The following is a 20878-nucleotide window of genomic DNA, read 5'->3' as shown; positions in this document are numbered from 1 at the left end:
GCCATGACGCGCCCGAACATTCTCATCCTGATGGTCGACCAGCTGAACGGGACGCTGTTCCCCGATGGCCCGGCCGAGTTCCTGCACGCGCCGCATCTGAAGGCGCTGGCGGCCCGCTCCGCGCGCTTTGCCAACACCTATACGGCGAGCCCACTCTGCGCGCCGGCGCGGGCCTCCTTCATGTCCGGGCAATTGCCGAGCCGCACGCGGGTCTATGACAATGCCGCCGAGTTCACCTCTGATATCCCGACCTTCGCCCATCATCTGCGCCGCGCCGGCTATCACACGGCGCTGTCGGGCAAGATGCATTTTGTCGGGCCGGACCAGCTGCACGGCTATGAGGAGCGGCTGACCACCGACATCTACCCCGCCGATTTCGGCTGGACGCCCGATTACACCAAGCCGGGCGAGCGCATCGACTGGTGGTACCATAATCTGGGCTCCGTCACCGGCGCCGGGGTGGCGGAGATCACCAACCAGCTCGAATATGATGACGAGGTGGCCTATCACGCTGCCCGCAAGCTCTATGACCTCGCGCGTGGCCATGACACCCGCCCCTGGTGCCTCACGGTGAGTTTCACCCATCCACACGACCCCTATGTCGCCCGCAAGCGCTTCTGGGACCTCTATGAGGACTGCCCGGCGCTGGACCCTGTGGTGCCGCCCATTCCCTTTGACGAGCAGGACCCGCACGCGCAGCGCCTGATGCTGGCGAGCGACCATGCCGCCAGCCCGGTCACACCCGAGGATGTGCGCCGCTCGCGCCGGGCCTATTTCGCCAACATCTCCTATATTGACGAGAAGATCGGCGAACTGCTCGACGTGCTGGAGCGTTGCCGGCTAAGTGACGACACGCTCATCGTCTTCGTCTCCGACCATGGCGACATGCTGGGCGAGCGCGGCCTGTGGTTCAAGATGAACTTCCTCGAAGGCTCGGCCCGGGTGCCGCTGATGTTTGCCGCGCCCGGGCTTCCCGCCGGGCGGATCGACCGCGCCGCCTCGACCCTCGACGTGCTGCCCACTCTGGCTGAGTTGGTCGGGCTTGATCTCGCCGGGGTGCTGCCCTGGACCGATGGCGAGAGCCTCGTCGCGCCGGCGCGGGGGGAGGGGGAGCGCTCGCCGGTGCCGATGGAATATGCGGCGGAAGGCTCCTATGCCCCGCTGGTCGCTTTGCGCGACGGGCCGTGGAAGCTGATCCTGTGCGACCTCGACCCGCCGATCCTCACCCATCTCGACGAGGACCCGCAGGAATTGGTCAACCGCGCGGCGGACCCGGCCTGTGCCGGAGTGATGGCCGCTATGAGCGCGGCGATGAACGCCCGCTGGGACCTCGCCCGCTTCGACGCCGAGGTGCGCGCCAGCCAGGCGCGGCGGCATGTAGTGTATGAGGCGCTGCGCAACGGCGCCTATTACCCCTGGGATTTCCAGCCGCTGCAAAAGGCCTCGGAGCGCTATATGCGCAACCACATGGACCTCAACGTGCTGGAAGACGGTCAGCGCTTTCCGCGCGGCGAATAGCGCCCGCGTCTTTCCCCGACAACGGCCCGAACCCGCGATCGTGCTGCGCCGCGGCGCAGATGAGGTGCGGCGCATCACGCTATTGCGATCTGGAACCGCGCGTCGAGTGGAAACAATGGCGAAGGACGCACGTTGTCCCGGCAGATTCACCGGCTGCGCAGGTTTGCTGTGGCGAGGTGAATGAGAGTTGAAACAAGCAATGCGACGCTGTTGTGCGCTGACGAACGTGCCGAAGGGTCGCTCTGTTCAAAGGATGTTGATTATGAAGAAGACCGTTTCCATCCCCATGCTGGGTGCTGTTCTCGCGGCTGCGTTTGTCGGCCCGGCCCTGGCCGACACCAACCGTCCGGTCATTGGCAGCAATTCCGGCTGGGCGCCGGGCACCCAGCAGACCCAGAATTATGGCGCGTCGAGCCATCAGGGTTGGTCGCAGCAGGGCCACGGCACCATGTATGAGGGGCGCAACGCCGCCACCATGTATGACGGCCGCAATGCCGGCGGCATGTACGGCCCGAACACCCAGGGCGTCGAGCCCTATATCGCCAACCAGATCGAGCAGAACGCCCGCAGCACCCGATGAGTGCGGCCCTCTTCCGAGGGCGTGCGTTGAAAAAGAGTGGCGGTCCCGCAAGGGGCCGCCATTTTTCGTGGCCGCCGATTCAGCCCGGCCCGCTGCCGCCGCCGCCCGGCCGTTCCGGCGGGGCGAGCGCAAGCATTGAGGTAACGGATTCCGGCGCCGGGCCGGCCTTGACCCCGCGCCGGGGCATGCCCTCGACGAACGGCACGAGTTGCAGCCGGGCGATCTCCAGCACCCGGCGCAGCTCGGTGACGGGCTGGGGATGCTCGTCAACGCGCAGATCGAGGGCGCAATAATCCTCCGCGCCCTGCACCCGCAGGCTGGCCGATTGCCGGCCGCGCTTGTCGCCGCCGGCCCGATCGCCCGCTTCCATTGCCCGCATCAGACGCTCGTCGAGCCTCTGCCCCGCGCTGGCGCGGAAGGCGCTCGCCATGGCGTCGATCACCTCGGGTCCGGTGAGCATGTTGCCCTGCACGGCAAAACCGTCGCCGATCTCCTGCCCGCACCAGGGCGTGCACTGCGCGCCGGTGAAGGCGGCCGCTTCGCCCGCGTGATCCACCACCCCGATCTGGCGCAGCTCGCGCGCGGCGTCCGCCGCCAACGCGCCCTCAAGCGCGGCGCGGGCGCCGTGCCCGCCGGCGATGGCGTCGAGCACGCCGAGCGCCAGATAGGGGTTCACCCAGGACTGGGTGGAGGCGGCGCCCACTTTTGCCCGGGTGAACGGGCACATGGAGCCCACCGCCGGCACGGCGGTCGCCACCGCGACGCCGAGCAGGCCGGAGGCGGGGCAGCGGGCGACGATGGAGAAGGTCATGCCGGGTTCCTCACACGCTTAAGTGTTTCAGCACCCGCGCGCGGGACTCCGGCTCGGAGGTGGCGCCGGTCTCGGCGATCTCGCCGCGGTCCAGCACCGCCCAGCGATCGGCCACGGCGAGCGCGAAGGGCAGATGCTGCTCGACCAGGAGCATGGTGGTGCCGTGCCGGTCGCGGGCGCTGCGGATGACCCCGGCCAGCCGGTCGATGACGGAGGGCTGAAGCCCCTCGGTGATCTCGTCGATCAGCAGCAGCTTCGCCCCCGTCGCCAGCGAGCGGGCCATGAGCAGCATTTTCTGCTCGCCGCCGGACAGCGTGCCGGCGCGCTGCTTGAGGCGCTGCAGCAGGAAGGGGAAGGAGGCTTCCACCTCGGCCAGCGCGGCTTCAAAATCCGGGCGCCGCACGGCGAGGCGCAGGTTTTCCTCCACGCTCATATCCTGGAACAGCGCCTTTTCCTGCGCGACATAGCCCACCCCCAGCCGCGCCACGCGGTGCGGGGAGAGCTTTGTTGCCTCGCTGCCGGATATGGCCACCGTGCCGGTCATCTTCGGCAGGAAGCCCATCACCGCTTTCAGCAGGGTGGACTTGCCCATGCCGTTCTTGCCCAGCACGGCGAGGATTTCGCCCGGTGCGAGGGACAGGCTGACCTCGCGCAGCACCACCGCGCCGGCATAGCCGCTGGAGAGATTGTCGACCGAGAGGGCGTTCATGCCGGCATCTCCTGGCTCGGGGAGGGGGCCGTCTCGTGATCGATTCCGGCATGGCCGGAGCCGGCATAAACCTGCTTGACCAGCTCGGAGGCCACCACCTCCTCCACCGAGCCGTCCAGCACGATGCGGCCCTGGTGCAGCACGATGACGCGCGAGGAAATCTCGCGCACGAAGTCGAGATCATGCTCGACCAGCAGCACGCACAGGCCCTGCTTCTTCGCGAGGTCGATCAGGATGGCGCCGATCTGCATCCGCTCGGTCTTGGTGAGGCCGGCGGTCGGCTCGTCCAGCAGCAGCACGCGCGGCTCCAGCGCCAGCACCATGGAGAGTTCCAGCGCCTGCTTCATGCCGTGCGAGAGCAGATGCGCCGGGGTGGACAGCTGCTTGTCCAGCCCGGTGGTGGCCAGCACATGCATCGCCGCTTGCGGCAGCTGCAGGTCCTGCGCGCGGCGCCAGACCGAGGGACGGTCATGGCGGACGCGGGCGATCTGCAGGCATTGCGCGACGGTCAGCGTCTCGAACACATTGGCCATCTGGAACTTGCGGCCGACGCCGAGCGCGACGCAGGCCTCCGGCGGCTTGCGGCCGATGTCGTAGCCATTGACGTGGATGGAGCCGGAGGTGCGCTCGGCGCCATCGGCGATGCAGCGCATCAGCGTGGTCTTGCCGGCGCCATTGGGGCCGACAAGGCTGACCAGTTCGCCGGCTCTCGCCTCGAAATCGATGCCCTCCAGCACGGTGAGGCTGCCGAAGCGCTTGACCACGCCGGCCACCATGAGCGCCGCCCCCTCACCCGGCTCGACGCCCTGGGCGTCGGCGGGATCGAGGGTGGAGAGCGTCACCGATGTCGCCGGCGTGGTGGGGCGCGGGCGGAGGAGTCCGAGCAGCTTGCGCGGCACATCGAACACCACAGGCAGCAGGCCACGCGGGAAGGCGACGATGACAAGCACGAACAGCGTGCCGATGATGAGCTGCCAGACGAAGGGATAATCGCCGGCGAGCTGGGCGCTCTCATAGTCGACGATCAGTGCCCCGAACACCGGGCCGAGCAGCGTGCCGCGCCCGCCGAGCGCGGTCCAGATCACCAGCTCGGTGCCGAAGACGAAGCCGGCGAGTTCCGGCGCCACCACCATGGCATAGCCGGCATAGATATAGCCGGCGATGGCGGCGATGGCGGCGCAGGCGAGATAGACCAGGATCTTCAGCCGCGAGGTATCGAGGCCGAGATATTTGCAGCGCTGCTCATTCTCGCGCACCGCCACCAGCAGGCGGCCGGCATCGCTCTTGACGAAGATATAGGCGAGCGTCGTCACTCCCACGAGAAAGCTGCCCGAGAGCCAGAACCAGGCTTCCATCGACAGGTCGAAGCTCATGAAGCCGGAGAGGCCGCTCGACGAGCCGGTGAAGGTGCCCCCCGAGTAGAGCAGCTGCGTCGCCACGATCGGCAGCACCAGCGTGATGACCGAGGCATAGAGCGCCGAGGCGCCGTGCCAGAAGGCGAGCCAGCCGACGATGGCGGCGACCAGCAGCGCGCCGCCGACGCCCAGCCCCAGCGCCAGGAAGGCGTTGGAGGTGGAGAAGTCCATATGGGTGGAGACGAGGCCGGCCGCATAGGCGCCGCAGGCGAAGAACACCGACTGGCCGAAGGTGAGGATGCCGAGAAAGCCCCAGAGCAGGTCCACCGTCAGCGCCACCGCCGCATAGAGCAGCGAGCGGGTGAGCACGTTGACCGAATAGGTGTCGAGCACATAGGGCCCGGCGAAGATCGCCGCGAGTGCGAGCAGGGCGACGACGAGGATGAGGGAAAGGCGGCGCGCTTCAGTCACGGGCGAACCCCTGAGGACGGATGCGCAGGATGATGGCGGCGAGCACGGCGATGGTGAGACCTCCGAGAACCGGGCTGAAATGGGTGGCGACCAGCACCTGCGCCCCGCCCAGCACCAGGCAGGCGAACAGCAGGCTGACCAGCGAGGCGCCTGACACCAGCACCAGCATGAAGGCGTTGACCAGCCAGGGCACGCCCATGGCCGGGTCGACGCTCGACAGCGGGGTGATGAGTGCACCGGCCACGCCCGCCAGCGCCGAGCCGAGGGTGAAGGTGAGAAAGCGCACCAGCCCGCTATTGATGCCGAGCCCGCGCGCCAGATCCTCGTTCATGATCACCGCCCGCGTCTCCAGCCCCAGCCGCGTGCCCTGAAGCAGCGCGGTGAGGCCGATGCCGAGCACGGCGGCGATGCCGACCAGAGCGAGGCGGTAGGCGGAATAGCTCTCGCCCCACAGGTCCAGCGTGCCGTTGAGCGGCGATTGCGCGAACTGAACCCCACGGCCGAAGGCGATGGTGATGAGCTGGCCGATGATGATCGACAGGCCCCAGGTGGCGAGGATGGCGTCGAGCGGACGGTTATAGAGCGGGCGGACGACGAAGCGTTCGATCGCCATGCCGACCACGCCGCCGAACAGCGCGGCGGCGGGAATGGCCAGCCAGGGGTTCAGCCCGGCCTGGGTGGTGAGGAGCGCGGCATAGCCGCCCAGCGTCATCAGCCCCCCATGGGCGAAATTGATGATCTTCATGACGCCGAACACGAGCAGCAGCCCGGTCGCGACCGCATAGAGGATGGCGGCGGTGGTCACGATGTCCAGCATCTGGCCGATCATGCGGAAGTCCTTGGGTTTGAGGCACGGCGGGTCGGTAAGTGAATCCGAGGACACGTCATCCTGAGGTGCGCGCCCACGGGTCTTGCCTCTGGCAAGCCCGAGGACAGGCTCCGCGCGCCGCGAAGGATGCCGGTACAGAGGCGCGCGTCGGGGACGCGTATCCCTCAAAGCCCGGCGGTGCCGGTCGCCTCACGAGGAGGGTGGGAGCCGCGCAGCAAGGATCGGGCCGCGCGGAGAAGTGGGCGCCCCTCTCCCGGCGGGGAGGGGGCGAGGGGCATTGGCGGGCGGGCACGAAAGCCGCCGCCGCTCACCCCGCACGTCGCACTCGCCTCGTCGCGATGGCGAGAGGCGGGTGGTTCACGCGGATGGGCTCACTTCAGCTTCGGGCACTGCTCGCCGGGATCGACGTCCTTGAAGGTGGAGATGATGCTCACCGAGCCGTCGCCCTTCACCTGGCCGAGATACATGGTCAGCGGCGCGTGGCGCTGCTTGTTCATGATGATGGTGCCGCGCGGGCCTTCCACCGCGACCTCGGCCAGCGCCGGGATCACCTTGGCGGCGTCGGTCGTGCCGGCCTTCTCCACCGCGGCCTTGTAGGCGTAGACGGCCTCATATTCCGGCACGGAGAGGTCGTTCGGGGTCTTCAGGTCGGCGCCGAACTTCTTCTCCATCGCGGCGAGGAAGGCCTTGTTGGCGGGGGTGTCGATATTGGTGAAGTAGGAGCCGGCGATGTAGATGCCCTCGGCATCCGGGCCCATCGACTTGGCGGTGCCTTCATCCACGGCCAGGTTGCCATAGAGCGACTTGATGCCCGCCGCGCGCAGCTGCTTGGTCAGGGTCACGTTCGGCGCGCCGCCGGCGGTGGAGGTGATGATGGCGTCCGGGTTGGCGGCCTTCACCTTGGAGAGGATGGCGGTCCAGTCGGTAGCGTCCATCGGCGCGTATTCGTCGCCGACGATCTTGCCGCCGGTCTTCTCGATATATTCCTTGGTGAAGGCGAGCATGCCGCGGCCGAAGGCGTAGTCCGAGCCGATCAGGAAGTAGGTCTTGGCGCCTTCCTTGTTGAAGAAGTCGACGATCGGGGCGACCTGCTGGTCGGGCACCCAGGCGTTCACATACATGTAGGGGCTGCAGGAGCGGCCCTCATAGAACGAGGTGTAGATGTAGGGCACCTTGCCGCGATTGACGATCGGCAGGCCGGCATTGCGGGCGGCCGAGGTCTCCATCGAGATCAGCGCGTCGACCTTCTTCTGGAAGATCAGCGAATCGAAGGCCTTCTGCGCGCCGGCCGCGCCGGAGGCGTCGTCGGCGACTTCCAGCACCACCTTCTTGCCGAGGATGCCGCCCTTGGCGTTGATCTCTTCCACCGCCAGCTCGGCGGACTGGACGACGGAGGGGGCGACCACCGAATTGGCGCCGGACAGGCCGACGGGAATGCCGATGGTGATGGTGTCGTCGGCGGCGAGCGCCGGGCCGGCGAGCAGGCCGGCGGCGAACACGCCGGCCATCAGCAGGGAGCTACGGGACATAGGCTTTCTCCGGAAGGTTGCGGTTCTTGTTGGGGTGGAGGGCGGAGCGGGGCCGGCTCAGTACCAGCCCCGGGAAATGTCGGAGCCGAGCATCTCGGCATAGACATCGGTGCGCCGGTCGCGCAGCACCTGGTTGAAGTCGTTCCAGTTGCGGGCCCGGCGGGCGGCGCCGAGGTCGATCTCGGCCGAGACGATTTCCTCGCCGGTGCGGCTGGCGGGGCCGGCTTCGGGCCAGCCGGTGTAGCCGACGATGAGGCTCTGGCCCTCGAAGGGCTGGCCGCGCTCGGTGCCGATTCGGTCGGCGCAGGCGATATAGAGCGAGTTGGAATGGGCGGCGGCCATGGCGAGGATGTTGGCCATCGCCTCGCGGCCTTCCGCCTGGCCGGGGATCGGCACCCAGTTGGTGGGCACGCAGACAATGTCCGCGCCCTGCAACGCCTGCAGCCGGTAGGTCTCGGGGAACCAGCCATCGTAGCAGATGGCGACGCCGATGCGCCCGAGCGCGGTGTGAAACACCGGGAAGCCGTTATTGCCGGGCTCGAAGAACAGGTTCTCGTTGCCCCACAGATGCATCTTCCGATAGGTGCCGATATGGCCCTCCGGCCCGATCACCACAGCGCTGTTGTAGAGCGCCGTGCCCTCGCGCTCGGTGATGCCGGCGACGATGTGCAGGCCGCGCTCGGCCGCGATCTTCGCCCAGGCCAGGCAGGTCGGCCCGTCCGGAATGGTCTCGGCCAGCGCGAAGGCCTCCTCGCGGGTCTCGAACACGTAGCCGGTATTGGCCAGCTCCGGCAGCACGATCAGCCTGGCGCCGTCATCGGCCGCGCGGGCGATGAGACCAAGCGAGTGGGCGACATTGGCGCTGGTGTCGCCGAAGCGCGGCTCCATCTGGATGCAGGCGACGCGGACAAGGCTTGAGACCGGCATGGAGGCACACCTCTGCGATCGCCGCGGCGGTCCGCAGCGTGAAAACAAAAAGCCCCCGGCAGTGCCTTTCGGCACCATCGAGGGCTGCATAGCCTGGATGTTGAGCGGCAACGCTGCCGCCACGCTCACGAAGCGTTGGACCTATGGAAGCGCAGCGGCGGGGTCCTGTCAAGCGACAATGCACGCCTTAAGGGCACAGCCGCATTTGCCTAGGAGTTAGGCAGCAAGGCTTACTTGTCCGGCTCGCCGTCGCGATCAAGCTCGGCCAGCATCGCATGGGCGTTGATGATCGAGCCGGCAATGGTGCCGATCGGCACCCGCTTGGCGGTCGCCTGCTTGCGCAGGAACTGGTAGGCGTCGTCCTCGGACAGATTGCGCAGGCCCATCAGGAGCCGCGTCGCCTTCTCGACGTCGCGGCGGGTGCGCAGCGTGTCTTCGAGCTTGCCGATCTTCGCCAGCAGCCGCCCCTCATAGCCGCGCTGCGACAGCGCCAGCACCAGGCTGGAGAGCACGCCGGAAGCGCGGATCGGGCGCACGAGCACGCCATGGGCGCTGGAATCCAGCAGCGCCTTCAGCACAGTCGGGTTCTCATAGTCGACAATGGCGATATGGGCGATGGCGAGGTCGGCCATGCGCCACGGCATGGAGCTGCGGGTGTCGCGGTCGAGCAGGAAGAACACCGCGTCGAGCGGGAGCGGCAGCTGCGAGGGCGGCGGCCACACCACCTGCACCTGGCAGCCGATGCGCTGGAGCTGGCGCACCAGATCGTCGCCATCCTGGTCGCGCGGATGCACCACGGCGACGCGGGTGTTGCGCAGGTTCTGGATCAGCTGCGAGGCGCTCATGCCGGCCGCCTCCGCGCCGTCTGGCGGGCCGGCTCACGCATGGTCATAGATGTGGTCGACGAGATAGGGGTCGGGCTTCACCGGCGCCTTGGCCTCCCACACCACGTCGAAATCGCCATGCTCGTTCACCATGCCGATGCGCGGCAGGAGATAGGTGTGGTTATTGTCGGGGTCGATGCGGATGCGGCCCTGCGGCGCGTCATATTCGGTGCCGAGCGCGGCGTCGACCAGGCGCTGGGTGTCGAGCGACTTCGCCCGCTTGAGCGCGTCGGCGAAGAGGTGGATCTGGAAATAGGCGGCTTCCGCATACATCGTCACCGCCGCGTCGCGGCCGAAACGGGCGCGGTAGGCGGCGACGAAGCGGCGATTGGCCGGGGTGTCGACGGTAGAGAAATACGGCGCCGAGGTGATGTGGCCGACGCACAGTTCCGGCCCGATGGCGCGGATCTCACCCTCCGACATGGTGAGGCTGGCGATCGGCAGGGTGCGCGGGTCGAGCCCGGCCTCGCGGAACAGCCGGTAGAGCAGATGCGCGCCCTGGCCGACCACGGTGGAGAACACCACGGAAGGCGCGCGGCGGCGGATATCCTCCACCACCCGGCGGATCTGGTCCTCGTGCGGCTGCTCCGGCACATAGGTTTCCGCCACCACCTCGCCGCCCTCGCGCGAGACGAGGTCGCGCATGATGCGGTTGGATTCGCGGGGATAGATGTAGTCCGAGCCGACGAGATAGAAGCGCGGCCCGAAGCGGGCGAGCAGATGGCGGGCGAGCTGCAGGCTGTTCTGGTTCGGCGCCGCGCCGGTGTAGATGACGTTCGGCGAATATTCGAAGCCCTCATAGAGCGAGGGGTACCAGAGCAGCGCGTTGCGCCGTTCCACCGTGGCGAGGATCGCCTTGCGGCAGGAGGAAGTGCAGCAGCCGAAAATGGTGCTGATGCCGTCCTCGGTCAGCAGCCGCTCGGCATAGCGGCGGTAAAGCTCCGGGCTCGATTCCGGGTCGTAGCACACCGGCTCGATCGGCCGGCCGAGCACGCCGCCCGCGAGGTTGATCTCCTCGATGGCGAGCGCGGTACCGCGGAAATGCTCGGTTTCCGGCTCGCGCATGTGCCCCTTGCGGGAGAACAGCACGCCGACCCGCCAGGGCGTGCCTGACGTGCCGGAACCGTTCTCTGCGCTGCCGAAACTCGTCACCGGCGCCTGCCCCGTGCCCTGATTGCCGCCCGCGCGCCGCGCCGGCGTCCGATTGCGCAATTGCTGCCCGGTTTCGCTGGAAGTCGAGCTGGCCCGTTTTGGCGCGCGGGAACGCGGCAGGTCAAGTGCGGGCGGCACGCGGCGGGGCAGGGTGCTGATTTATCGGGCGGCCATTCTGGCAATTCTGACATTAAGCGGCGCCGCGCGCGCAAATCCTCGGCGCCAAGCCGGCAAGGTGAGCATGGCGGTGCCAGCGATTGGTCACGCGGGGTGTCAAAAGCGTCATTATGGTGAGGAGGTTCCCCCGGTGGCGGAAACCGGCCGAAAGCTGCGCTCTATTTCGTCTTGTCTCGCGCGGAGCGTGGATTTCTCATGGTGCCAATCTCTCGACTATTTCGGGAACCGGAGAGCGCACATGTCGAACATCTTCCGCAGCGGCGTCGATCGGCGCCATTTCCTCAAGACCACGGCGGCAGCGGCCGGTGGCCTCATGGCCATGCCCTATATCGCCACCCGCGCCTCGGCAGCGACACTGAAGACGGTGAATTTCAGCGAGGCGGTGCACAATCTCGGTTACATCAACCTCTATGTCGGCATGCATGACGGCATCTTCGAGAAGCACGGGCTCGACATGAAGGTCTCCGCCGCCGGCGGCGACACCCAGACCTTCGCCGCCGTGCTCGGCGGCTCGGCCGATTTCGCCATTGGCGACGCCACCATGGCGCAGATCTCGCGCGAGAATGGCGGCCCCGGCGTCGTCGTCGGCACGGTGGTGCAGCGCGCGCATTATTTCGGCGTGTCGAAGACGATGGAGCCCTTCTCCGACCCGAAGGACCTGAAGGGCAAGAAGGTCGTCACCTCGCCGGAGCCGAACACCAATTATTCCGTCACCAAGCGCATGGTCGAGCAGGCCGGGCTGAAGCTCGGCACCGATGTGACCATCGTGCCGGTGAGCCCCGGCACCGAGATCGGCGCCATGCTGGCGGGCCAGGCCGACATGGCGGTGGCCTATCAGCCGAGCGTCGCCGCCGCCGAGGCGCAGGGCTCCAAGGTGGTGTTCGACTTCTCGAACTATATCGGCCCGTTCTGCAACACCGGCATCATGGTGCTGCCCACCACCATCGCCAAGGACCCGGAAATGGTGCAGGCGCTGGTGACGGCGTTCGAGGAGGCCTCGCGCAAGACCTATGCCGACCCGGCCTTCGCCAAGAAGGTGGCGCGGCTCGAATTCCCCGACCTGCCGGGTGAGGTGGTCGACAAGGCGATCGACGCCGAGCTGAAATATCTGATCCCGGCGCAGTCGGTCGTCACCAAGCCCGACCAGTGGAAGAACCTGATGGACATGCAGCTCTACCTCGGCAACATCAAGGGCACGGTGAGCTTCGACCAGATCATCGACAATTCCTTCGCCGACAAGGCCGTCAAGCAGCTCGGGTGAGCGCGGTGGTTCCCCCCGCCATCGCGGCAGGGGCGCGCGCACCGGTGCAAGCCGGCGCGCCGCCCCTCGTGGTCGCGCATGTCGCCAAGAGCTTTGATGCCGACGGGCGGGTGGTGCCCGTCATCGGCGACCTCTCGCTGACGCTGAACGAGGGCGAGATCGTCGCCATTGTCGGCCCCTCGGGCTGCGGCAAGACCACGCTGCTCAACACGCTGTGCGGCCTCATCGCCCCCGATGCCGGGCGCGTCAGCTGGTTCGGCCGGGAGATGTCCGGCCAGCCCGCCGGCGTCGGCTACATGCTGCAGAAGGACCTGCTGCTGCCCTGGCGCACGGCGCTGCGCAACGCGATGCTGGGTCTGGAGATACGCGGCGTGCCGCTTTCGGAAGCCGAGGAGCGCGCCCATGTCATGCTCGACCAGCTCGGTCTGCACGGCTTTGCCGACCATTACCCCACAACGCTGTCCGGCGGCATGCGCCAGCGCGTGGCGCTCGCCCGCACGCTGGTGAACGAGCCGGACGTGCTGCTGCTCGACGAGCCCTTCGCCGCGCTCGATTTCCAGACCAAGCTGCTGATCGAGAGCGACACCGCCAAGCTGGTGCGCGAGAGCCAGCGCTCGGTGCTGCTCATCACCCATGACATCGAGGAGGCGGTCTCCATTGCCGACCGCGTCATCGTGCTGAGCAAGCGCCCGACCCGGGTGAAGGCGATGTACGACATCGCGCTCGGCACCGAGCGCACCGACATGATCGCCGCCCGCGAGAGCGCCGGCTTCGTCGATTACGTCAGGCGCATCTGGGCCGATCTCGACGTGACGCGGCAATAGGAGGAACGCGATGAACGGTTCCCCCCTTCAGTCCCCCATTGCCGCCGACGCTGGGATCGACGCGGCGGCGAAAGGCGCCGCCGCTCGGCGCCTTGCCACGCATCGCCGCGCCCGGCTGCGGGCGAGCCTGCTGGTGCTGGCGAGCCAGATCGCGCTGCTGGCGGCCTTCATCGCCTTCTGGGAATACATGACCGCCTTCGACAAGCAGGCGGCGTTCATGTTCGGCTCGCCCTCGGCCATTGCCGGCTTTCTTCTCACCATGGCGCGCGACGGCAGCCTGTGGCGCGACACCTATGTCACCGGGGTGGAGACGCTGCTGGGCTTCCTGGTCGGCAATGTCATCGGCACGCTGATCGGCCTGTCGCTGTGGTATTCGCGCTTCGTCTCGCGGGTGATCGAGCCCTTCGTCATCGCGCTCGGCTCGATCCCGATCATCGCTTTGGCGCCGATCATCATCATCTGGTTCGGCACCGGGCTGACCTCGAAGATCGCGATGTCGACGCTCTCGGTGGTCATCGTCGCGCTGGTGACGTCGTACAAGGGCGCGGTGGGCGTCGATGCCGACCAGATCAACCTGATGCGGACGCTCGGCGCCTCGAAGTTCCAGATCTTCCGCAAGCTGGTGGTGCCGGCCTCGCTGACCGATATCTTCGCCGGCTTCAAGCTCACCGTCGGCTTCGCGCTGATCGGCGCCATTGTCGGCGAGTTCATGTCGTCCTCGGAAGGGCTCGGTCACGCCATCTTCAAGGCCGGCTCGCTCTACATCATCCCCAAGGTGTTCGCCGCGCTGGTCGCCACCATCGCGCTGGCCCTTGTCCTCACCTTCATCGTCGGCAAGGTGGAAAAGCTGCTCATGCCCTGGCGCCGCCTGGGCTGAGCGCGTTTCGACCTGCCGCGTCAGTGCCCAAAGGAGTGACCATGACCCAGCGTGTCAGCAAGGCCGGCAACATCAAATACGCCCTGTCGGCCAATGATGCCTTCGTCGCCGCCGTCTTGCCCGGCGAGACCTTCGTGGTGGAGTGCGCCATCAACGCCAATGACGGCACCATCCGCCATCTCGGCCAGCAGCTGACCGAGGCCGACGTGTCGCTGCCCTTCGTCAACGGTGCCACCGGGCCGATCGAGGTTAAGGGCGCCAAGGCGGGCGACATGCTGAAGCTGGAAATAATCGGCATGGAGCTCGACACGCTCGGCTTCACCGCGCTGTGGCCGGGCATCGGCATGTTTCCGGACTGGGTGCGGCAGAAGGAGTTCGGCATGCGCACCCATGTCGTCGAGGTGAAGGACGGCATCGTCCACTGGAGCGACAAGGTGAAGCTGCCGGTGCGCCCGATGATCGGCGTCGCCGGCGTGGCGCCGGTGCATGGCGGCGTGCTCACCGTCGACAACGGCACCCATGGCGGCAATCTCGACGTGCAGGAGATCACCCCCGGCAACACCGTGATGTTCCGGGTGAACCATGACGGCGCCCATCTCTTCCTCGGCGATTGCCACGCGCTGCAGGGCGACGGCGAGGCCAATGGCATGGGTGCGATCGAAATCGCCGCCACGCTCACCGTGCGGGTGACGCTGGAAGAGGCGCCGGCCCGGCTCAGCCATCCCCGCATCGAGACGTCGACCCATATCTGCACGCTCGGCTGCGCCCGCCCGCTGGAGGACGCGATGCGGATCGCCTTCCAGGAAATGATCTACTGGCTGGAGGACGACTACGGGATCCCGGCGGCGGAAGGCTACATGCTGCTCGGCCAGATCGCCGAGGCCCGCTGCACCCAGGTGGTGAATCCGAAATACACCTATATCTGCAAGGTCGACAAAAGCGTGCTCGCCCAGTTCGCCGGCTAGATCGGTCCTTCAGCGCGGCCCGGCGGCAGCGGCGGTGGGGAAGGCGACGACGTTTTCCTCCCGCCGCGTCAGGCTGCCGGCGATCTCGACCAGCTGGTGCGGGGTGAACGGCTTGGCGATGATCGGGGCGTGGGCGAAGGCGGCGGGCAGGCTCTCCCGGCCATAGCCGCTGACAAAGGCGAAGCGGATGCCGCGCCTCGTCAGCGCGGCGGCCAGCGCATCCACCGGCTTGCCATGGAGATTGCCGTCGAGCAGCGCGGCGTCGAAGCTCTCGGCCTCGATCATATCAAGTGCTTCTTCCACCGTGCGGGCCGGGCCGCACACGGTGGCGCCGGCATCTTCCAGCACCGCGATGAGTTCGAGGGCGACCAGCGCCTCGTCCTCGACCACCAGCAGGCGGCAGCCATCGAGCGCCTGCGCCACCCGCTCCGGTGCTGGGGCCGGCGCGGCGGGGACCCTTCCGCCCCGTTCCGCGCCCGATGCGGGCGGGCCGTCGAGCTTCATGGCGAGGTCCCAGACCACGCCGTCGCTGCGGAAGGATACGGCGGCGGTGCCGCCATCCGATTTCATGCTGCTGTCGATCAGGGTCGAGCCGAAGCCGCGCTTCAGCGGCGCCTGCACCGGCGGGCCGCCGCTTTCCTGCCAGCGCAGCTGCAACTGCTCGCCTTCCACCGACCAGTCCAGCACGACCCGGCCGGTGGGCCGGGAGAAGGCGCCATATTTCAGCGCATTGGTCGCCAGCTCGTGCAGGATCAGGGCGAGGCGCAGCGCCGGCTGCGGCTGGAGCTGCACCCGGGGCCCGCTGGCGTGCAGGCGCGCGGGATCAATCGTCCCGAGCCGCAGCTGGTCGTGCACGAGGTCCATCAGGTCGGCGCCCTGCCAGGTGCGGTCGCTCAGCATGCCATGGGCGCGGGCCAGCGCCTGGATGCGGCCGGAGAAGGTGGCGGAGAACTGGTCCGGATTGCGGGTATAGCGCAGGGTCTGGGTGGCGATGGCCTGCACGCTGGCCAGCGTGTTCTTCACCCGGTGGTTCAGCTCGCCGATCAGCAGCAGCTGGGTTTCCTCGGCGCGGCGGCGATCGGTGATGTCGAGGATCTGCACGCTCAGCGACACCGGCGTGCCGTCCGGGCGGCGCAGCACCGAGCTGTACCATTCGCAGTCGAGCATGCTGCCGTCGCGGGTGCGGCAGCGCACCGTGTCGTGCCCGCGCTCATGCGAGATGTCGGCCATAGATGCGGAGAACAGCGTGACCAGATCGGCGATGCAGCTGTCCGGCATCCAGCCGAGATCGGCGAGCGGATGGCCGATCATCTCCGGCGCGGTCCAGCCGAACATGCGTTCGGCTCCCTTGGACCAGCCGAGCAGCCGCATGTCGGGATCGAACTCGACGATGGCGAGCGGGGAATTGTCGGTGTGGGCCTGCAGCCGGTCGAGCGCCCCGCTCAGCTCGGCCGCGGCATGGGCCAGCGCGTCCTTCTGCCGGGCCAGCTGCTCATGCTGGCGGGCGATGGAGAAGAACACCTCGGCCTTGCTCTTGAGGATCAGCGGGTCGATCGGCTTGTAGATGAAATCGACCGCGCCGGCCTCGTAGCCCTTGAAGCGGCGGCCCTCGTCGGTGGCGGCGGCGGTGACGAAGATGATCGGCACGCGGCGGGTGCGCCCGGTGCCGCGCATCATCTCGGCCAGCTCGAAGCCGTCCATGTCGGGCATCTGCACGTCGAGCAGAGCGAGGGCGAAATCATGCTCCAGCAGCAGTTCCAGCGCCTCGACGCCGGAGCGGGCTTTGTACAGCGCCAGCCCGTCGCGGCGCAGCAGCGCCTCCAGCGCGCGCAGATTCTCCTCGACGTCGTCGACCAGGAGGAACTTGACCGGCTCAGGCGACGCCATGGCGGGTCTCCATCTGCGCCACCATCGCCAGCCGGCGATAGATGCGCTCATCGGGGGCGAAGGCGGCGAAGGCGTCGGCATGCTGCGAAAAACGCAGGCTCTCATTCATGCCGAGGCCGAGAAAGCCGCCGCGCGTCAGCGAGTCCCGGAACAGCCCCAGCGCCCGGTCCTGCAGGTTCGAGTCGAAGTAGATGAGCACGTTGCGGCAGGAGATCAGGTGCATCTCGGAGAACACCTGGTCGGAGGCGAGGCTGTGCTCGGCAAACACGGTGCGCGCGCGCAGCGACTTGTCGAACACCGCCCCGCCATAGGCGGCGGTGTAGTAGTCCGACAGCGAGGAGCGCCCGCCCGCCTTGCGGTGGTTCTCGGTGAACAGGGGAATGCGGTCGAGATCGTAGATGCCGAGTTCCGCCCGGGCCAGCGCCACCGGGTTGGTGTCGGTGGCGTAGAACAGGGTGCGTGCTTCCAGCCCCTCTTCGCGGAACAGGATGGCTAGCGAATAGAGTTCCTCGCCGGCGCTGCAGCCCGCCACCCACACTTTGAGCGAGGGGAAGGTGCGCAGATGCGGGATCACCTCCTCGCGCAGGGTGCGGAAATAGGCGGGGTCGCGGAACATCTCGCTCACCTGCACGGTGAGGCACTCGATCATGAGCGGCAGCAGCTCCGGCTCGCGCAGCAGGCGCGCCTGCACATGCGAGAGCGTGTCGCAGTGCAGCCGCTGGCGCAGCAGCTCAGCTCGCCGGCTCAGCGAGGAGCGGGAATAGGAGCGGAAATCATAATGGTAGCGACGGTGGATCGCCTCGACCAGCAGGTCGAGCTCGATCTTCTCGCTGACGCTGGTGTGGCCGGTCATCGCGACATCCACACCCGGGCGAGGGAGAGCAGCTTGTCGACATCGAGCGGCTTGGCGAGATAATCGTTGGCGCCGGCGGCCAGGCACTGTTCCTGGTCGTCCGCCATCGCCTTGGCGGTGAGCATGATGACCGGCAGCGTCTCCCAGCCCGGCCGCCGGCGGATCTCGCGCGTGGCGGTGAGACCGTCCATCTCCGGCATCATCACGTCCATCAGCACCAGATCGATCGGCTCGCCGCCTTCCGCCTTCTCCAGAAGCTCCAGCGCCTCGCGGCCATTACGGGCGATCTGCACCCGGGCGCCGTGCGGCTCGAAGATGGAGGTGAGGGCGAAGACGTTGCGCACATCGTCCTCCACCACCAGGATGTGGCGGCCTTCCAGGCGGGCATCGCGGTTGAGCGAGGTGGCGAGCAGCTTCTGCTGCTGCACCGGCAGGTCGGACACCACCTGGTGCAGGAACAGCGTCACCTCGTCGATCAGCCGCTCGGGGGATTTCGCGCCCTTGATGATGATCGACTTGGAGTAGCGGCGCAGCCGCAGCTCCTCGTCTGCGGTAAGCTCGCGCGCGGTGTAGACGATGACGGGCGGGAACGCCGCCGCCTCATTGTCGGCGAGCCGGCTCAGCAGATCGAAGCCCGTGGCGTCCGGCAGCGTCATGTCGAGCACCATGCAGTCGAAGGTCTCGCCCTCCAGCCGGGCCAGCGCCTCGGCGGCGGTGGCGGCGCCGACCGTCTCGACCTCCTTGGCCGAGAGAAGCTCGCGCAGGCCCCGCAGCTGGGCGGGGTCGTCCTCGACGATGAGGATGCGGCGCAGCAGGCGCGCCATGCGGAATTCGAGGCGCTCCAGCGCCTGCACCAGTTCGTCGCGCTTGACCGGCTTCATCATGTAGCTGACCGCGCCATAGGCGAGGGCGGTCTGCTCGTAATCGCTGGCGGAAACCACATGGACGGCGATGTGGCGGGTGCGGGCATCGTGCTTCAGCCGGTCGAGGACGGTGAGGCCGGAATGGTCCGGCAGCCCCATGTCGAGCACCACGGCGTGCGGCAGATATTGCCGCGCGGCGATCACCCCGTCATCGGCGGTTGTGGTGACGATGCACTGGAAGCCGAGCTCATGGGCGAGATCGAGTAGGATGCGGGCGAAGGCGAGGTCGTCCTCCACGACGAGGATCAGCCGGGAGCCGGCGGTGAGGCGGGCGCGGTCGTCGTCGATGCCGGCCGGCGCGCGGGGGGAAAGCGTGGCGGCCTCGTCGGTCGGCGCCGGCCGTGGCGCCTCCCTGCGGGCGGCCGGGCTGCGGCGGCCCGAGCGGGTGGGCGGCACCGGGCTGGCGCTGTCGACGACGATGCCGCGAAAGCGGGTCGGCACCACCAGGCTGAAGGTGCTGCCCTCGCCCAGCTGGCTCTCCAGCTGGATCTCGCCGCCGAGCAGATTGGTCAGCTCGCGGGAAATCGACAGGCCGAGCCCGGTGCCGCCATAGCGGCGGTCGATGGTGCCGTCGGCCTGGCGGAAGGCCTCGAAGATCGCCTCCTGCTGTTCCTCGGCGATGCCGATGCCGGAATCGCGGACCGCGAACACGACATGGTCGCCCGGATCGGTGTGGATGGCGAGAACCACCTCGCCCTGCGCGGTGAACTTGACCGCGTTGGAGAGGAAGTTCTTCAGCACCTGTTCGAGGCGCTGCGGGTCGCTTTCCAGAAGCTGCGGCACCTGCGGCGCGATCTCGGCCCGCAGGGCGATGCCCTTCTGCGCTGCCTGCGGCTCGAAGCTGCGGATGAGCTTTTCGGCCAGCGCCGCGATCTCCACCTGCTGCGGCTTCAGCTCCAGCTTGCCGGCCTCGATCTTCGACAGGTCGAGAATGTCGTTGATGAGGGTGAGCAGGTCGTTGCCCGAGGTCTCGATCATCTGGGCAAAGCCCACCTGGTCCTCGGTCAGATTGCCGTGCCGGTTCTCGCCCAGCAGCCGCGCCATGATGAGCAGCGCGTTGAGCGGGGTGCGCAGCTCGTGCGACATGTTGGCGAGGAATTCGGACTTGTAGCGGCTGGCGGTGGCCAGGTCGTTCGCCCGCTCCTTCAGCGCCCCCTGGGTGCGGGCGAGATCGTCGCGCTGGGCTTCCAGCAGCTGCGTCTGTTCCTCCAGCTGGGCGTTGGATTCCTCCAGCTCCGCCTGCTGCCGCTCCAGCCGGCGTTGCGAATCCTGCAGGGCCTGGCTCTGTTCGTGCAGTTCCTCATTGGCGGCGGTCAGTTCCTCGCCATGGGCGCGCAGCTCTTCCGCCTGCCGGCGGGTTTCCTCCAGCAGCTCTTCCAGCCGGGTGCGGTACTGCGCCGAGCGCAGCGCGACGCCCACCGCGCCGGCGGTGCGTTCCAGGAATTCCAGCGCCTCGACGGCCGGCTTGCCACGGAAGCCGAGCTCAAGCACGCCATTGACGGTGTCGTCCTCGCGGGTCGGGGTCAGCAGCAGCCAGTCCGGCTTCCCCTTGCCCAGCGAGGAGCCGAAATAGAGATAGCCCTCGGGCACGGCGTCGACGGTGAAGCTGCGCTTGTCGGCGATCACCTGGCCGATCAGCCCGTCGCCCCGGCGGATGCGGGCCGGCACCGGCGCCTCGGCCGGCACGCCATAGCTGGCGGCGCGCACGAAGGCGTCGCTGTCGCGGACATAGAACAGCGCGGCCTGCGCGCCGAGCCGCTCGGCAAGGAAGGTGAGAACGCGCTCGCCCAGCTCCTGGCTGGACAGATCGCCCATCATCCGGCGCGCGAGGTCGACCTGCGCGTTACGAACCCACTCCTCGCGGCGAACGGCAAGCTTGTTGCGGATGAAGAAGAAGCCAGTCGCCGCCAGAATCCACACCGTGGCGGTGCCCATGGTGCGGTTGACCAGGGCGACGGTGGGATCGATGCCGGCGCGGTCGACGAGAAAGCCGGTGACGATGACGCCGGTAATGGCCGCGGCGGTGACGAGTGGCACATGGGTGCGCAAGGCGAGAAAGGCGAGCACTACCGGGATGAAATAGCCGACCCAGACGGCGATGCCGAGCGGAAACGACAGATCCGCCAGAAACACCAGCGCGGTGAACGCCGCGAGAAGGACATAGAGAAGGACCGGCTTCTCCCCGAGCGCCCTGAACTGCACGCTGCCCTCACTCCCTTGAAAAGACGACGCGAAGCGGCTGCGCCACGGGCCACGCCGCTGGTCGGATGCGCTTTCTGCGCGCATGACACATCCGACCAGCGCCGATAAACTCTCGTGCGGCTGGAAGGTTCCGCGCATCGGGAG

The 20878-nt window shown here is 67.8% G+C and carries 17 protein-coding genes; 6 read left to right on the top strand and 11 right to left on the bottom strand.

The window, feature by feature from the left end; genetic code table 11:
• Positions 1-3: 3 nt before the first annotated feature.
• Both betC and BLO63_RS08965 read left to right on the top strand, forming a co-directional pair.
• Positions 4-1518, top strand: coding sequence for a choline-sulfatase (gene betC, locus BLO63_RS08970; protein WP_091439300.1), 1515 nt, complete (start codon positions 4-6; stop codon positions 1516-1518).
• A gap of 262 nt (positions 1519-1780) precedes the next feature.
• Entirely contained in the window at positions 1781-2098 is a 318-nt protein-coding gene (locus BLO63_RS08965; RefSeq protein WP_091439299.1) for a hypothetical protein, read from the top strand.
• 79 nt (positions 2099-2177) lie between these two features.
• On the opposite strand, the gene BLO63_RS08960 is transcribed toward BLO63_RS08965, so the two are convergent.
• The 8 genes from BLO63_RS08960 to BLO63_RS08925 form a co-directional block, all read right to left on the bottom strand.
• The gene (locus BLO63_RS08960; RefSeq protein WP_091439296.1) at positions 2178-2909 is read right to left on the bottom strand and encodes a DUF1028 domain-containing protein; all 732 of its coding nucleotides are present in this window, start codon (positions 2907-2909) and stop codon (positions 2178-2180) included.
• Between the two features lie 10 nt (positions 2910-2919).
• Complete coding sequence (locus BLO63_RS08955) at positions 2920-3618, bottom strand: ABC transporter ATP-binding protein (RefSeq protein ID WP_091439294.1); 699 nt, start codon at positions 3616-3618, stop codon at positions 2920-2922.
• Positions 3615-5444, bottom strand: a complete 1830-nt coding sequence (locus BLO63_RS08950; protein ID WP_091439292.1) for an ABC transporter permease subunit — start codon at positions 5442-5444, stop codon at positions 3615-3617. Before BLO63_RS08950 ends, BLO63_RS08955 begins: the two co-directional genes overlap by 4 nt.
• Entirely contained in the window at positions 5437-6273 is an 837-nt protein-coding gene (locus tag BLO63_RS08945; protein WP_091439289.1) for a branched-chain amino acid ABC transporter permease, read from the bottom strand. Before BLO63_RS08945 ends, BLO63_RS08950 begins: the two co-directional genes overlap by 8 nt.
• A gap of 371 nt (positions 6274-6644) precedes the next feature.
• Positions 6645-7781, bottom strand: a complete 1137-nt coding sequence (locus tag BLO63_RS08940; RefSeq protein ID WP_091440381.1) for a substrate-binding protein — start codon at positions 7779-7781, stop codon at positions 6645-6647.
• Between the two features lie 78 nt (positions 7782-7859).
• Positions 7860-8729: a nitrilase family protein gene (locus BLO63_RS08935; RefSeq protein WP_091439287.1), complete on the bottom strand. Its 870-nt coding sequence runs from the start codon at positions 8727-8729 to the stop codon at positions 7860-7862.
• Positions 8730-8959: 230 nt separating this feature from the next.
• The gene (locus tag BLO63_RS08930; RefSeq protein WP_091439286.1) at positions 8960-9574 is read right to left on the bottom strand and encodes an ANTAR domain-containing response regulator; all 615 of its coding nucleotides are present in this window, start codon (positions 9572-9574) and stop codon (positions 8960-8962) included.
• Positions 9575-9607: 33 nt separating this feature from the next.
• A complete protein-coding gene (locus BLO63_RS08925; protein WP_091440378.1) occupies positions 9608-10765 on the bottom strand; it encodes a transporter substrate-binding domain-containing protein in 1158 nt (385 codons plus the stop codon).
• Between the two features lie 415 nt (positions 10766-11180).
• On the opposite strand from BLO63_RS08925, the gene BLO63_RS08920 reads away from it, so the two are divergent.
• The 4 genes from BLO63_RS08920 to BLO63_RS08905 are packed head-to-tail and all read left to right on the top strand — an operon-like array spanning position 11181 to position 14869.
• Positions 11181-12203, top strand: a complete 1023-nt coding sequence (locus tag BLO63_RS08920; RefSeq protein ID WP_091439284.1) for an ABC transporter substrate-binding protein — start codon at positions 11181-11183, stop codon at positions 12201-12203.
• Positions 12200-13027, top strand: a complete 828-nt coding sequence (locus tag BLO63_RS08915; RefSeq protein ID WP_425284325.1) for an ABC transporter ATP-binding protein — start codon at positions 12200-12202, stop codon at positions 13025-13027. The genes BLO63_RS08920 and BLO63_RS08915 overlap by 4 nt, the downstream gene beginning before the upstream one ends.
• 10 nt (positions 13028-13037) lie before the next feature.
• Positions 13038-13904 (top strand): ABC transporter permease, encoded by an 867-nt coding sequence (locus tag BLO63_RS08910; protein ID WP_091439278.1) that lies wholly within the window; start codon positions 13038-13040, stop codon positions 13902-13904.
• A 41-nt stretch (positions 13905-13945) separates the two neighbouring features.
• Positions 13946-14869: an acetamidase/formamidase family protein gene (locus BLO63_RS08905; protein ID WP_091439275.1), complete on the top strand. Its 924-nt coding sequence runs from the start codon at positions 13946-13948 to the stop codon at positions 14867-14869.
• Positions 14870-14878: 9 nt separating this feature from the next.
• Here BLO63_RS08905 and BLO63_RS08900 read toward each other — a convergent pair whose 3' ends face one another.
• Genes BLO63_RS08900 through BLO63_RS08890 form a run of 3 tightly spaced genes read right to left on the bottom strand, consistent with a single transcriptional unit; the run spans position 14879 to position 20734 of the window.
• Positions 14879-16756, bottom strand: coding sequence for a response regulator (locus BLO63_RS08900; RefSeq protein WP_091439272.1), 1878 nt, complete (start codon positions 16754-16756; stop codon positions 14879-14881).
• Positions 16743-17609, bottom strand: a complete 867-nt coding sequence (locus BLO63_RS08895; RefSeq protein ID WP_091439269.1) for a CheR family methyltransferase — start codon at positions 17607-17609, stop codon at positions 16743-16745. The genes BLO63_RS08900 and BLO63_RS08895 overlap by 14 nt, the downstream gene beginning before the upstream one ends.
• A complete protein-coding gene (locus tag BLO63_RS08890; RefSeq protein ID WP_091439266.1) occupies positions 17606-20734 on the bottom strand; it encodes a response regulator in 3129 nt (1042 codons plus the stop codon). The genes BLO63_RS08895 and BLO63_RS08890 overlap by 4 nt, the downstream gene beginning before the upstream one ends.
• Positions 20735-20878: the final 144 nt, after the last annotated feature.

It is taken from the genome of Ancylobacter rudongensis (genome assembly GCF_900100155.1).
Taxonomy (GTDB): domain Bacteria; phylum Pseudomonadota; class Alphaproteobacteria; order Rhizobiales; family Xanthobacteraceae; genus Ancylobacter; species Ancylobacter rudongensis.
Note: the sequence above shows the minus strand (reverse complement) of the source record. Positions and strands in the feature narration are given on the sequence as shown.